Source organism: Caballeronia sp. EK, assembly GCF_014384845.1.
Lineage (GTDB): Bacteria > Pseudomonadota > Gammaproteobacteria > Burkholderiales > Burkholderiaceae > Caballeronia > Caballeronia jiangsuensis.
In genome coordinates, this window is the sequence record NZ_JACSUE010000016.1 from 27566 (window position 1) to 41104 (window position 13539).

A 13539-nucleotide genomic window follows, 5' to 3' on the forward strand; every position below is an offset into this window, starting at 1 on the left:
ATGACGGACTCACATGACAGCGAAGCGCATGCCACGCGAATTCCGCGCCAATGCTCGCCGCAGCGAGCGTTTTTCATCATAGCATGGCCGATTGGCGCCAATCCGCGACAGTTTCATCGATCGGGGTCAACCCTGCGACGTAATGCACGCCGTCGTTGAACTTGCGGCGCAGCGCGGGGCTGCTTCCACCGACCCAGATGCGCACGTGCGGGGGCAGCAGGTTGCGCAGATCGGTCAGGCCGTTCGCGATGGACTGCGCCGGCAGCACCGCCGTGAACGACAGCGCGACGATATCGACCTTATGCGCCGCCACGGCATCGACGATATCGTGCAGCGGCGTCTGCAGGCCGAGCTGGACGCAATCGCAGTCGGAGAGCGTGAACATCGCCTCGGCCATCAGGATGCCGAGGCCGTGACCTTCGCCCGAGAGCGTCGTGAGCAGCACGCGCGGACGGCCGCCGCGCCCACGAACGGCGTCGGAGAGCGGGCGCATCAGCGTGCGCATCGCGGACTGGATCGCCTCGCTGAACAAATGTTCGTGATAGACCTGCAACGTGCCCGCCGCCCACGCATTGCCGACCCGCGCCGACAGCGGCGCCGCCACGTCCAGCACGAAACGCTCTAGCCCGTCGCGCGTCGCGCGCTTGAGCAGCCCGAAGCGGAACTCGTCGTAGGCGCTCGCGCGCAACAACGAGATCAGATGATCGAGCTCCGCATCCGGCGCGTCCTGACCGACGCCCGAACTCTCAGCTAACTGCTGCAATAACTCGATCGATTGTCCAAGCACTTTGCTCGGCCTGTGGCCCGCGTCGAGCAACCGCTTCACGAGCCGCAGCTTTGTGACCTGCTCCTGCGGATAGAGCCGCTCGCCGCCGGGCGAACGCATCGGCTGCGGAAAGCCGTATCGGCGCTCCCAGACACGCAGTGTGTCCTTCGTCAGACCAATCTCCTGAGCGATCGCGCCAATGCCGATTCCCGTGGTGCCTGACGGCGCAGCGCGCGGCGGGACGGGTTCCGGCAGTTCGGCGCCATCGGAAGCCGAGTCAGAGTCGAAGTCCTGTTCTGATGTATTTGTCATAGACAGATCGAATTGAAGACACGCGCTTCACTCGATGCAGGTTACGTGCCCGACCCGCATGGTGGACAAATTTATACGCCGTCGATGTTTCATCATAGACAAATTCGAAACGGACGTCGGTGCTGAGATACATTTCCGCACCACTGTGGATGCGGATGACGCGAGACGCGGTCCGATGCAAATTTACGCATCGAAGGAAACGAAGGGCGTGCCCGACGGCGCGTTGCACGCCGCCGGGCATAAAAATCAGACGGGTTTCTTGCGCGGCGCGGCCTTGCGCGCGGACGCTTTCTTCGCGGCGGCCTCGGACTTGTCCGTGGCGTCGTTCGCCGCCTGCCCGGCGTCGGTTTCATCAGCGGCGGGCTGCTCGCCTTCCCCGCCCATCGCGTTGAGCGGGCCGGTCATGCCCGGCTGGAGCATGGCGAGATGCGCGAGCTGATTGAACTGCGATTGCAGCACGTTCCACCAGCCGGTCGGATCGAAGCCGGGCGGCGTTGCGGCGTCGCCTGCCGCGCCCTCGCCTTCAGCCGATGCCGCGCTTGCCGGCGCTTCACGCGCGGGCTCCTGCTTCGGCGCGTCCGCTTTGGCCGCGCCGCCCATCGGCCAGCCGGCGGCAACGGTCTTCTTGTTTTCCGCCGCCGCGCCCTGCGCGCTCTCGACCGACGACTGCGCATACGCGCCGAACGCACGCAGCGTCGCGAGCGTCGCGCGCTGCACTTCCAGCGCCTGAATCGCCGATTGCAGCATGTTGAGATTGAGCTTCAGCCAGTGCTCGACAGCGCGCATGTCCGTCACCCGCTTGTCGAGTTCTTCGATGTTGGTGAGCGGAGCGAGCATGTCGGACATCATCGAGAGAGAGGGACCCATGCCCTGCCCGCCGCCCGGCATCGCGGCGGCGAATGGATTCAGGCGCATCAGCTCCCACATCTTGCCCATCATGTCGGCCTGGCCGAATCCGGGAAAACCGGGAATCGTGTAGGGCGGCGTGCCGCCGGCGTTATCGGTCATTCGACTCTCCTTGTTTTCTTGCGTGTGAGGTCCGCGTGGCTCAGAACGGCGCGCCGCCCGGAAAGTCCGGCGCGCGCCGCTCGCGCAGCGAACGCATGCCTTCGTGCACGTCCGGCCCCGCGAAACCCATGAATTCGAGCGCGAGCGAGGTATCGAAAGTCGGCCCCGCCGAGCGCAGCCAGTTGTTCAGCGCGTACTTGGTCCAGCGGATCGCGGTTTGCGAGCCTTGCGCGAGACGATTCGCCACTTCGATCGCCTTCGGCATGAGTTCGTTCTCGTCGACGGCGAGCGACACGAGGCCGATGCGCTCCGCCTCCTCGCCGCTGACCGGCTCGCACAGCAGCAGATAGTACTTGGCCTTCGCCATGCCGCACAGCAGCGGCCACACGATCGCCGCGTGATCGCCCGCCGCGACGCCGAGCCGCGTGTGCCCGTCGATGATGCGCGCAGACTTCGTCGCGATCGAGATATCCGCGAGCAAGCCCGCGACCAGTCCCGCGCCGACCGCGGGGCCGTGCATCGCGGAGACGATCGGCTTGCCGCAGTTGATCACGTTATAGACGAGATCGCGCGCCTCGCGCCATACGCGCGCGCGCACATCGAAGTCGTTCGCCATCTCCTCGACGAGCCCGAGATCGCCGCCCGCCGAAAAGCCCTTGCCTTCGCCGCGGATCAGCGCGACGCGCGTATCGGGATCGCGGTCGATGTCGCGCCAGATATCCGCCAGTTCGCGATGCATGTTGGCGTCGGCGGTGGAGAGGTTGCTCTTGTTCGCGCCCGCGCCGGGCATCACCACTTCGAGCACGCCGTGCGGATGGCGCCGCAACTCCAGCGACTTGTAGCTCGCGTAGAGGGAGAGATCGCTCATGATCCGGTTCAATCGAGAGTTAGCGCGGCTGATAGAGCCACTTGCCGTCGCGGATCTCGACCATCACGCGCGCGCGCTGGTCGAGGCCAATGTGATCGTTGGGCGTCATGTTGACCTGCCCGTTGGTGTCGGAAAAATTCTTCGTGCCTTCGAGCGCGTCGCGCAGCGCGGCGCGAAATGCCGGCGTGCCGGGCGCGCCCGCCTTCATCGCGATCGGCACGGCGCGATTGAGCAGCATGCCCGCGTCCCACGCATACGAGCCGAACGCGGATACAGTGCCCGCGCCCTGCTTCGCTTCGTACAGTTTGATGTATTCGAGCGCGAGGCGCTTGGCCGGATGATCGTCGGGCAACTGCGCGGCGACGAGCACCGGGCTAGCAGGCAGGAACGTGCCGTTGCAGTCCGCGCCGCACACGCGCAGGAAGTCGCGGTTGCCCACGCCGTGGTTGTGATAGACCTTGCCCTTGTAGCCACGTTGCGCGAGCGTCTTCGGCGGCAACGCGGCGGGCGTGCCGGCCGCGCCGACGACCACCGCATCCGGCTTTGCCGCGAGAATCTTGAGGATCTGCCCGGTCACGCTCGGATCGGTGCGGTTGAAGCGTTCGTTCGCGACGACTTCGATCTTGTGCAGCTGCGCGAACTTCGCGACTTCGGCATAGAAGGTCTCGCCGAGCGCGTCCGCCTGACCGATGTACGCGAGCGTCTTCACGCCGTGATTGCTGGCGTGCTCGGCGATCGCGGAGGCCATCATCGCATCGGTTTGCGGTGTCTTGAAGACCCAGCGGCGCTTGTCGTCGACAGGCTCGATGATCTTCGACGACGACGCGAGCGAGATCATCGGCGTTTGCCCTTGCGCGACGACATCGATCATCGCGAGCGAGTTCGGCGTGATCGACGAGCCGATGATCGCATCGACCTGATCCTCGCTGATGAGCTTCTTCGTCGACTGAACGGCTTGCGTGGTGTCGGATGCATCGTCGAGCACGATGTAATCGACGGGCTTGCCGCCCATCTCCTTCGGCAGCAGCGCCACGGTGTCGCGCGCGGGAATGCCGAGCGACGCGGCCGGTCCCGTGAGCGACAGCACGAGCCCGATCTTCACGTGCTGCGCCGTCTGCGCGAAAGCCGCTGTCGTCGCGGCGAGCGTGAATACCGCGCCCGCCAGAAATGTCCACTTGCCTGCCGCCATCGATGTCTCCTTTTCTTTTGATCGTTTTATTGCTGCGCGAAGCAGCCCGGCAAAGTGTAAGGCGAGCCTTGCGCATGCCGCATCGGGCGAAACCCGTTCAGTGCTCCGGCTGGACAACCGCCTGATCGATCGCGCCGAAGATCGACTTGCCCTCTTCGTCGAACATCTCGATCTTCACGCTGTCGCCGAATTTCATGAACTCCGTCTGCGGCGCGCCGTGCTCGATGGTCTCCAGACACCGCTTCTCGGCGATGCAGCAGTAGCCGCGCTTCGTGTCCTTGTTCGAGATCGTGCCCGAGCCGACGATCGAACCCGCGCGCAGGTTGCGCGTCTTCGCGGCATGCGCGATCAGTTGCCCGAAGTGGAACACCATGTCCGTGCCGCAATCCGGCTGGCCGACCTTCTTGCCGTTCCAGTGCACGATCATCGGCCGATGCACGCGGCCTTCGCGCCACGCGTCGCCGAGTTCGTCGGGCGTGACGGCGACGGGCGAGAACGCGGTCGCGGGCTTGCTCTGGAAGAAGCCGAAGCCCTTCGCGAGTTCGGCGGGAATGAGATTGCGCAGCGACACGTCGTTCACGAGCATCAGCAAGCGCACGCTGCGCAGCGCTTCGTCGGGCATCGCGGCCATGTGGACATCGGACGTGATGACGGCGACTTCCGCCTCGAAGTCGATGCCGTACGATTCCGTCGCGCACACGATGTCGTCCGTCGGGCCGATGAAGTCGTCGCTGCCGCCCTGGTACATCAGCGGATCGGTCCAGAATTCGGGCGGCATTTCCGCTTTGCGCGCCTTTCGAACGAGTTCGACGTGATTCACATACGACGAGCCGTCCGCCCACTGAAACGCGCGCGGCAGCGGCGCCATGCAGGCCTTCGGATCGAACTGGAACGTGTTGCGCGCGCGGCCGAGGTTCAGCGCTTCGTAGACGTCCATGAGTTGCGGCGCGTAGAAGGTCCAGTCGTCGAGCGCGCGTTGCAGCGTCGATACGATTCCATCGGCGATGGCCGCCGTGCGCAGATCGCGCGAAACGACGATCAGCTGGCCGTCGCGCGTGCCGTCCTTCAGCGTGGCAAGTTTCATAGAGCGGTTGTGGGTGACTTGGGATGACGTTAAGGGAAATCTATTTTACGATGGTGAATCCCCTGGCTGTGCTTTCGCGCTTCATGCAATCGACCCAATCCGCTCTTCCCGACGACGAAGACAACCTCGACGCCAGCGACGCCGCCGAGGAAAAAACGCGCTCCGGCATTCAGTCGATCGAAGTCGGCTTCCGGCTGCTCGATGTGCTCACCAACGAGCCGCGCGCGATGATGCTGCGCGATCTCGCGCAGCGCGCCGGCATGAGCCCGGCGAAGGCGCATCGCTATCTCGTGAGTTTTTTGCGGCTCGGCGTCGCGTCGCAGGATCCGGTGTCGGGGCGCTACGAGCTCGGCGGATTCGCGTTGCAGATGGGGCTGGCGCGGCTCGCGCGCGTCGATGGCGTGAGGCTCGCGCGCATCGCGCTTGCGGAAATGCGCGACCGGCTCGATCAGACGGTCGGCATCGCCGTGTGGGGCAATCAGGGGCCGACGGTCGTGCACTGGATGGAATCGAGTCATCCGGCGAAGGCGTCGCTCAAGCTGGGCGACGTGATGCCGCTCCTCTCGTCCGCGACAGGGCTGCTCTTCGCCGCGTATCTCCCGCGCAGCAAGACGCAGGCGATGCTCGACCGCGAACTCGCCGCCATGAAGCAGACAATGGCCGATGTCGAGCCGCTGCTCGCCGAAGTGCGCGAGCATGGCGCGGCGCGCGTCGAAGGCATGCTGCTGCCGACGATCCACGCGTTCTGCACGCCCGTTTTCGACTCGACGGGCGAACTGGCGCTGGGGCTCATCGCGCTCGGTCACGAAGGTACGTTCGATACGCGCTGGGACGGTGAAATCGATTCGGCTCTGCGCGAATGCGCGCGCGGGTTGTCGTATGAACTGGGGTACAAGGCCGGAGAGCGTTGACGGCGCTCGTCGATACGGACGAGGAACATCGCTTCCATCGCGCGTGTCTTATGCGTTTCGCCTGACCCGCAACTCACGCCTTCACCCCCGCACGATGCCACTGTTTCAGTTCCGCCGTCCTCGCCCCGCGTCGGGTGAGCCGCCCGATGCCACTCCCGAATCCGCCCCGCCGCGACGCTGGCCGCGCTGGCTGCTGGCCGTGCTGATCGTCGCGGGCCTGCACTGGAGCGCGATGCGGTGGATCGAACACAATCGGCAGCCGACGAACGCGCCGCCGGAGGCTCCGCCCGTGCAAGTGGAATTGCTGACGCCCAAGCCGATCGCGCCGCCCGCGCCGACGCCGCCCACACCGGCCGCTCCCGTGCCGACGCCCCCGAAGCCCGCCGCGCCCGCCCCCACGACGAAAGCGACGCCCGCGCCCGCTCCGGCGTTGACCGCGGCGACGCCGCAGCCGGAAGCGCCCGCCGCCGCGTCGGGCGTGGCGGCATCCGCGCCAGCACAAACGCAACCGCAAACACAAGCGCCAGCGCCGGCGACGCAATCCGCTGCCGCATCGGGCGACAAGTTCAGTGTTCCGCCCTCGGGCGAGTTACGTTACGACACGCTCGTGAACGGCGTGATGAACCAGACCGGCACGATCCACTGGATCAACGACGGCCAGCATTACGAAATGGTCGTTTCGATCCCGTTGCCTTTCGTCGGTCCGTATGTGTATTCGAGCAAGGGTCATATCGACGGCTTCGGCATAGCGCCCGAACAGTATTCCGAACAGCGCGGCCGCCGCGCCGCCGACATCGCCATCTTCAATCGCGAGTCGAAGCAGATCGTCTACACGAAGACGCCGCAGAGTCAGCCGCTCGCGGACGGCGGCCAGGACCGCTTCAGCGTCGTCATGCAACTGGCGAGCCTCGTGCGAGGCGCGCCGGACAAGTACAAGCCGGGCGTCACGCGGCAATTCAGCGTCGCGGACAACGACAGCAACGAAGTCTGGCCGATCGAAACCGTCGGCGATGAAACCGTGCAGGCGCGCGGCGGCTTCACGACCGCGCGCCATTTCACGCGCCTGCCGCGCAAGGAAGGCGACCGCCGCAAGCTCGACATCTGGCTCGCGCCGTCGATCGGCTGGCTGCCCGTGCGGATTCTGCAAACCGAACCGAACGGCATGCAAATCGAACTGCTCTGGGCCGGCAATCTCACGCCGCCATCGCAGGCGACAGGACAAGCTGTCACGCCGGGCACGCAAGATGCGTCTGAGGATTCCGCGCCCGCTGCGCCCGAAACGCCCGAGTCGGACAGACCGTAACGCGGCCGTCACACTCCGTGACACCGGGCACGACGAAGGCGCAGTCAATCGCAAACCGCAGTCTTTCCGGAGCCGATATGCAGTTGACGATCAATCGCATCGATACACGCTATGTTCTCGACAACGAAGGCGGCGGTCCCTGGCTCGTCTTCGTCCATCAGCTTGCCGGCGATCTCTCTGTCTGGGATCAGATGGCCGGCTACTTCCGCCATGAATTCACCGTCCTGCGCTACGACTTGCGCGGCCACGGCGAAACGGCGGTGTCGACGGATTCGTTCACGATCGACGACCTCGCCGACGATCTCGCGCAGTTGCTCGACAAGCTTGGCGCGCCGTCGGCGCATGTGGTCGGGCTGTCGATCGGCGGAATGGTCGCGCAGAAGCTCGCGATCAACCATGCGGACAAAGTGGAATCGCTGACCGTTGTGGGCGCGCCGGCCTTTATTCCCGAGGACGCGCGTCCGACATTCGCGCAACGGGCAGCGTCCGTGCGCGAACACGGGACAGCGAGTATCGTGGAAGCGACGCTCGAACGCTGGCTCACGCCCGAATTCCGCAAGGCGCATCCCGAAGTGGTCGAGCAAATCGGGGATACGATCGCGCGCACACCCGCCGAGGGGTTCGCGCGCGCAGCGGAGGCGGTCAGCCGTTTCGATGCGCGAGACAAACTGGCCTCTGTGAAGAAGCGCACGCTGGTCGTCGCGGGCGAGCACGATGTTGGCACGCCGCGTGCTGCTTCTCGGGTGGTTGCAGACACGGTGCCGGGCGCGCAATTCGAATTACTCAACGCGGCGCACCTTTCACCGGTGGAGGAATCGCAACGCTTTTCCGCATTACTAGCGGCCTTTTTACGCGATTCCCCCTGATTCTCCTGTTTTTGTTGCAGAAGAAAGCCTCGATACAACCGGCATCACATCGAGGCCACCCCTTGAATTCCAACCCAGTCGCTCCAACTAAGCGTCAGGATTGCCACGGAGCAAACGAGGAATAAGGAGTGTCGCCATGCAAATGATCTACAACAGCCCCAACTATTGCGTCGTCGAATTTCCACCGCAAGACAACCATCTCGCCATGAAGGCGGGCGGTTACGAGATCGTCGACAAGAACACGCAGCGGGAGATTTTCATCGACGGCGCGCTGGCCGCGAAGTTTCGCGAGCACGTGCAGCAGCTAATCTCGGAAGAGCCGTCGCTAGAGGATGTCGATGAGTTCCTCGGACAGTTCGATATCTTGATGAATCAACCCGTCGTGCTCCACTGATGCATGCACGCGCGCGGGCGGCTCGTCGCCGTTCGCGCCCGCCGCCGCGCGGACCCGCGGCCCAGGCGACACTCGCCGTTTCCCAAAGACCCCGCCCCGCAATGGCGGGGTTCTTTTTTGCCGGCATCGAACGCCATGCGCGCCCGCCCGCCAAAGGCGAGCGCCCCGCGCTGCGGCTACAATGTCAGGCTATTTCACCTTTGGTGCAGGCCTCGTCCGTCATGACCCAGAACGTCCTTCCGAAATCCCTCGCGCGCGCCTACACGCGCGGCGCTGCGCTGCCCGCGCTGCTGCAGAAACGCATCCTGATCCTCGATGGCGCGATGGGCACGATGATCCAGCGCTACAAGCTGGACGAAGCCGCGTATCGCGGCGAGCGCTTCAAGGACTACGGCCGCGACATCAAGGGCAACAACGAGTTGCTGTCGATCACGCAGCCGCAGGTCATCCGCGAGATTCACGAGCAGTATCTGGCGGCGGGCGCCGACATTCTCGAAACGAACACGTTCGGCGCCACGCGCGTCGCGCAGGCCGATTACGGCATGGAAGACCTCGCCGCGGAGATGAACATCGAGTCGGTGAAGCTCGCGCGCGAAGCCTGCGACAAATATTCGACACCGGACAAGCCGCGCTTCGTCGCGGGCGCGATCGGACCGACGCCGAAGACCGCGAGCATTTCGCCCGACGTGAACGATCCGGGCGCGCGCAACGTCACGTTCGACGAACTGCGCGAGGCGTACTACGAACAGGCGAAGGCGCTGCTCGACGCAGGCTGCGACCTGTTTCTCGTCGAAACGATCTTCGACACGCTGAACGCGAAGGCCGCCTTGTTCGCGCTCGATCAGCTCTTCGACGATACCGGCGAGCTCCTGCCCATCATGATTTCGGGCACCGTCACCGATGCATCGGGCCGCATTCTGTCCGGGCAAACGGTGGAAGCGTTCTGGAACTCGCTGCGTCACGCGAAGCCGCTCACTTTCGGCCTGAACTGCGCGCTCGGCGCGGCGCTGATGCGGCCGTACATCGCCGAACTGTCGAAACTCTGCGACACCTACGTGTCCTGCTACCCGAACGCGGGCCTGCCAAATCCGATGAGCGACACCGGCTTCGACGAAACACCGGACGTCACGTCGGGATTGCTGAAGGAATTCGCGACGGCGGGCCTCGTGAACATCGCGGGCGGCTGCTGCGGCACGACGCCGGAGCACATCGCGGAAATCGCGAAGGCGCTCGCGCAAGTGAAGCCGCGCGCCTTCCCCTCGCAGTATCGCGAGGTCGCGTAAAACAGCGCGCCTGACATCGAATCAAAGACCAAAGACACCATGACCGATCACACGATGCGTCTCTCCGGCCTCGAGCCGTTCAACGTCAACGACGGCTCGCTTTTCATCAACGTCGGCGAGCGCACGAACGTGACCGGCTCGAAGGCGTTCGCGCGCATGATCCTGAACGGCCAGTTCGACGAAGCGCTCGCCGTCGCGCGGCAGCAGGTCGAGAACGGCGCGCAGGTCATCGACATCAACATGGACGAAGCCATGCTCGATTCGAAAGCCGCGATGGTGCGCTTTCTGAATCTGATCGCGTCGGAACCCGACATCGCGCGCGTGCCGATCATGATCGACTCGTCGAAATGGGAAGTGATCGAAGCGGGCCTGAAGTGCGTGCAAGGCAAGGCGATCGTCAACTCGATCTCGCTCAAGGAAGGCGAGGACGCGTTCAGGCATCACGCGAAGCTGATCCGCCGATACGGCGCGGCATCGGTCGTGATGGCGTTCGATGAAAAAGGCCAGGCGGACACGTTCCAGCGCAAGACCGAAATCTGCAAGCGCTCCTACGACATCCTCGTGAACGAAGTGGGCTTCGAGCCCGAGGACATCATCTTCGACCCGAACATCTTCGCGATCGCGACGGGCATCGAAGAGCACAACAACTACGCCGTCGATTTCATCAACGCGACGCGCTGGATCAAGCAGAACCTGCCGCACGCGAAGGTGAGCGGCGGCGTGTCGAACGTGTCGTTCTCGTTTCGCGGCAACGATCCCGTGCGCGAGGCCATTCACACCGTGTTCCTGTATCACGCGATCCAGGCGGGCATGGACATGGGCATCGTGAACGCGGGGCAGCTCGGCGTGTATGCCGATCTCGACGCCGAGTTGCGCGAAAAAGTCGAAGACGTCGTGCTGAATCGCCGCGATGACGGCACGGACCGTCTGCTCGAAGTCGCCGACAAGTTCAAGACCGGCGCCGCGAAGAAGGAAGAGAACCTCGAATGGCGCAATCAGCCGGTCGAGGCGCGTCTGTCGCACGCGCTCGTGCATGGCATCACGAATTTCATCGTCGAGGATACCGAGGAAGTGCGTCAGAAGATCGACGCCGCCGGCGGACGTCCGATCAACGTGATCGAAGGGCCGCTGATGGACGGCATGAACATCGTCGGCGACCTGTTCGGCGCCGGCAAGATGTTCCTGCCGCAAGTCGTGAAATCGGCGCGCGTGATGAAGCAGGCGGTCGCGCATCTGATTCCGTTCATCGAGGAAGAGAAGAAGCGGCTCGCCGATGCAGGCGCGGACGTGCGGCCGAAGGGCAAGATCGTCATCGCGACCGTGAAGGGCGATGTGCACGATATCGGCAAGAACATCGTGTCGGTCGTGCTCCAGTGCAATAACTTCGAAGTAGTCAACATGGGCGTGATGGTGCCCTGCGCGACCATCTTGCAGAAGGCGAAGGAAGAAGGCGCGGACATCATCGGGCTTTCCGGTCTCATCACGCCGAGTCTCGAAGAGATGGCTTACGTCGCATCGGAAATGCAGCGCGACGACTATTTCCGCGGCAAGCAGACGCCGTTGCTCATCGGCGGCGCGACGACTTCGCGCGTGCATACCGCCGTGAAGATCGCCCCGCATTACGAGGGGCCGGTCGTGTACGTGCCGGACGCGTCGCGTTCGGTGTCGGTTGCGTCGAGCCTGCTGTCGGACGAAGGCGCGGCAAAGTATCTCGATGACCTGAAGAGCGACTACGATCGCATCCGCACGCAGCACGCTAACCGGAAAGCGCAGCCGATGGTCACGTACGACGCGGCGCGCGCCAACAAGACGAAGATCGACTGGAGCGCATACACGCCGAAGAAGCCGACCTTCATCGGCCGGCGCATGTTCAAGAACTATGACCTCGCGGAACTGGCGAACTACATCGACTGGGGTCCGTTCTTCCAGACGTGGGATCTCGCGGGTCCGTATCCGGCGATTCTCAACGACGAGATCGTCGGCGAATCGGCGCGGCGCGTGTTCTCCGACGGCAAGTCGATGCTCTCGCGCCTGATTCAGGGCCGCTGGCTCACCGCGAACGGCGTAATCATGCTGATGCCCGCGAACACCGTGAACGACGACGACATCGAGATCTACACGGACGAATCGCGCTCGCACGTCGCGATGACCTGGCGCAATCTGCGTCAGCAAAGCGTGCGTCCGGTCGTCGATGGCGTGATGCGCCCGAACCGCTCGCTCGCCGATTTCATCGCGCCGAAGGACTCGGGCGTGAAGGACTACATCGGCCTCTTCGCGGTGACGGCGGGCCTGGGCGTCGACAAAAAGGAACAACAGTTCGAAGCCGATCACGACGACTACAGCGCGATCATGCTCAAGGCGCTGGCCGACCGTTTCGCGGAAGCGTTCGCCGAAGCGCTGCACGCGCGCGTGCGCCGCGAACTGTGGGGCTATGCGTCGAACGAGACACTCGACAACGACGCGATGATTGCGGAGAAGTACGTCGGCATTCGTCCTGCGCCGGGCTATCCGGCGTGCCCGGATCACCTCGTGAAACGCGATATGTTCGAAGTGCTTCAGGCGGAAGAAATCGGCATGAGCGTGACCGAATCGCTCGCAATGCTGCCGGCCGCGAGTGTGTCGGGCTTCTACATCGCGCATCCCGACAGCACGTACTTCTCGGTGGGCAAGATCGGCGACGATCAACTCGCGAGCTACGCCCAACGCATGGCACTGTCGATCGCGGATGCCGAACGCGCGCTCGCGCCGCAGCGCTGAAGGCGAGACAACATATGCCGCGCGTGATGGCGGAAATATGCACGGAACCGGCGGGAAAATTTTGGTTTCCGTAGACTTGTCAGCGCGAAAGGCCGTCGCCACGACGGCCCACGCAATCCTTTCGTCAACGGAGAAAGTCGCATGAAGAAGATGACGTCCGCCGTAACCGTAGCGATCGCCGCGGCTTTGCTCGCAGCATCGAGCTCCGCTGTTTTCGCGCAAGCGAGCAGCACTCAGGCGTCTTCCTACTCGCCGCCGCAGTCGGAGCACAAGAAGAAGCCGAAGAAGCCGAAAAAGCCGCATACGCCTGCGAAACCCGCCGGCGCGGAAAGCGGTCAGTCGCAGTAATTCGCAGCACCGCGACCGAAGCCGTCAGACGTTTCATCGGAAGAAAAAAACCCGCATCGGCGACGATGCGGGTTTTTTGTTTGCGAGCGCTGCGAATAGCGCGAATCAGACGCCCCAGAGAATGTCCGTGTTGTGCTTTTGCGCAAGGCGCAGCATGTCCAGGAACGGATAGGCGCGCTGTGCGAGTCCGATGGGAATCTCGTGCGGCTCGTGCCCTTCCTCGCCTTCGTGGAAATGGCCGTCGTGCTCGGCGCGCACTTTCTTGTCGGTGACGATGGCGGATTCGAGTTTCTGAATGGCCGAAGGCAGTTCTTCGTGGGTGATGACGCCGCGCTCGTTGAGCTGCTTGCCGATGATGCCGAGCAAGTACTCCGCGAGGTCTTCGAGCATCATGACATCCGGTGCGGCCGAGGTTTTGAATGTGATGAGCATGGCATGGTCCTTTTGTTT

The 13539-nt window shown here is 64.0% G+C and carries 13 protein-coding genes; 7 read left to right on the plus strand and 6 right to left on the minus strand.

The window, feature by feature from the left end:
• Window positions 1–76 precede the first annotated feature (76 nt).
• From IAG25_RS33410 to IAG25_RS33430, 5 genes are all read right to left on the minus strand, one after another.
• Window positions 77–1078, minus strand: coding sequence for a MerR family transcriptional regulator (locus IAG25_RS33410; protein ID WP_187608698.1), 1002 nt, complete (start codon window positions 1076–1078; stop codon window positions 77–79).
• A gap of 246 nt (window positions 1079–1324) precedes the next feature.
• On the minus strand, window positions 1325–2086 hold the full coding sequence (locus IAG25_RS33415; RefSeq protein ID WP_187608699.1) for a PhaM family polyhydroxyalkanoate granule multifunctional regulatory protein: 762 nt from the start codon (window positions 2084–2086) through the stop codon (window positions 1325–1327).
• A gap of 40 nt (window positions 2087–2126) precedes the next feature.
• Window positions 2127–2954 carry an enoyl-CoA hydratase/isomerase family protein gene (locus IAG25_RS33420; RefSeq protein WP_035497923.1) on the minus strand — a complete coding sequence of 276 codons (828 nt, stop codon included), beginning with the start codon at window positions 2952–2954 and terminating at the stop codon, window positions 2127–2129.
• 19 nt (window positions 2955–2973) lie between these two features.
• Window positions 2974–4143, minus strand: coding sequence for an ABC transporter substrate-binding protein (locus IAG25_RS33425; protein ID WP_187608700.1), 1170 nt, complete (start codon window positions 4141–4143; stop codon window positions 2974–2976).
• A 97-nt stretch (window positions 4144–4240) separates the two neighbouring features.
• Entirely contained in the window at window positions 4241–5227 is a 987-nt protein-coding gene (locus IAG25_RS33430) for a fumarylacetoacetate hydrolase family protein (protein ID WP_035497487.1), read from the minus strand.
• Between the two features lie 83 nt (window positions 5228–5310).
• Here IAG25_RS33430 and IAG25_RS33435 point away from each other — a divergent pair, with 83 nt between their 5' ends.
• The 7 genes from IAG25_RS33435 (at window position 5311) to IAG25_RS33465 (ending at window position 13089) form a co-directional block, all read left to right on the plus strand.
• Entirely contained in the window at window positions 5311–6138 is an 828-nt protein-coding gene (locus IAG25_RS33435) for an IclR family transcriptional regulator (RefSeq protein WP_371880295.1), read from the plus strand.
• Window positions 6139–6232: 94 nt separating this feature from the next.
• Complete coding sequence (locus tag IAG25_RS33440; protein ID WP_187608702.1) at window positions 6233–7441, plus strand: DUF3108 domain-containing protein; 1209 nt, start codon at window positions 6233–6235, stop codon at window positions 7439–7441.
• A gap of 77 nt (window positions 7442–7518) precedes the next feature.
• Window positions 7519–8307 carry an alpha/beta fold hydrolase gene (locus IAG25_RS33445; RefSeq protein ID WP_187608703.1) on the plus strand — a complete coding sequence of 263 codons (789 nt, stop codon included), beginning with the start codon at window positions 7519–7521 and terminating at the stop codon, window positions 8305–8307.
• Between the two features lie 136 nt (window positions 8308–8443).
• Window positions 8444–8701, plus strand: a complete 258-nt coding sequence (locus IAG25_RS33450; protein WP_035497483.1) for a BTH_I0359 family protein — start codon at window positions 8444–8446, stop codon at window positions 8699–8701.
• Between the two features lie 221 nt (window positions 8702–8922).
• Complete coding sequence (locus IAG25_RS33455; protein WP_187608704.1) at window positions 8923–9984, plus strand: homocysteine S-methyltransferase family protein; 1062 nt, start codon at window positions 8923–8925, stop codon at window positions 9982–9984.
• A gap of 15 nt (window positions 9985–9999) precedes the next feature.
• Window positions 10000–12741, plus strand: a complete 2742-nt coding sequence (metH, locus tag IAG25_RS33460) for a methionine synthase (protein ID WP_309243995.1) — start codon at window positions 10000–10002, stop codon at window positions 12739–12741.
• Between the two features lie 141 nt (window positions 12742–12882).
• Window positions 12883–13089, plus strand: coding sequence for a hypothetical protein (locus IAG25_RS33465; protein ID WP_187608706.1), 207 nt, complete (start codon window positions 12883–12885; stop codon window positions 13087–13089).
• A 105-nt stretch (window positions 13090–13194) separates the two neighbouring features.
• Here the strand turns inward: IAG25_RS33465 and IAG25_RS33470 are convergent, their stop codons facing one another.
• Window positions 13195–13521, minus strand: coding sequence for a DUF1840 domain-containing protein (locus IAG25_RS33470; RefSeq protein ID WP_187608707.1), 327 nt, complete (start codon window positions 13519–13521; stop codon window positions 13195–13197).
• Between the last annotated feature and the right edge of the window lie 18 nt (window positions 13522–13539).

Excerpts from the sequence above, each read along its gene's own strand:
- IAG25_RS33410 (WP_187608698.1), bottom strand. The coding sequence starts at position 1,078 with ATGACAAATACATCAGAACAGGACTTCGACTCTGACTCGGCTTCCGAT.
- IAG25_RS33415 (WP_187608699.1), bottom strand. The coding sequence starts at position 2,086 with ATGACCGATAACGCCGGCGGCACGCCGCCCTACACGATTCCCGGTTTT.
- IAG25_RS33420 (WP_035497923.1), bottom strand. The coding sequence starts at position 2,954 with ATGAGCGATCTCTCCCTCTACGCGAGCTACAAGTCGCTGGAGTTGCGG.
- IAG25_RS33425 (WP_187608700.1), bottom strand. The coding sequence starts at position 4,143 with ATGGCGGCAGGCAAGTGGACATTTCTGGCGGGCGCGGTATTCACGCTC.
- IAG25_RS33430 (WP_035497487.1), bottom strand. The coding sequence starts at position 5,227 with ATGAAACTTGCCACGCTGAAGGACGGCACGCGCGACGGCCAGCTGATC.
- IAG25_RS33435 (WP_371880295.1), top strand. The coding sequence starts at position 5,311 with ATGCAATCGACCCAATCCGCTCTTCCCGACGACGAAGACAACCTCGAC.
- IAG25_RS33440 (WP_187608702.1), top strand. The coding sequence starts at position 6,233 with ATGCCACTGTTTCAGTTCCGCCGTCCTCGCCCCGCGTCGGGTGAGCCG.
- IAG25_RS33445 (WP_187608703.1), top strand. The coding sequence starts at position 7,519 with ATGCAGTTGACGATCAATCGCATCGATACACGCTATGTTCTCGACAAC.
- IAG25_RS33450 (WP_035497483.1), top strand. The coding sequence starts at position 8,444 with ATGCAAATGATCTACAACAGCCCCAACTATTGCGTCGTCGAATTTCCA.
- IAG25_RS33455 (WP_187608704.1), top strand. The coding sequence starts at position 8,923 with ATGACCCAGAACGTCCTTCCGAAATCCCTCGCGCGCGCCTACACGCGC.
- IAG25_RS33465 (WP_187608706.1), top strand. The coding sequence starts at position 12,883 with ATGAAGAAGATGACGTCCGCCGTAACCGTAGCGATCGCCGCGGCTTTG.
- IAG25_RS33470 (WP_187608707.1), bottom strand. The coding sequence starts at position 13,521 with ATGCTCATCACATTCAAAACCTCGGCCGCACCGGATGTCATGATGCTC.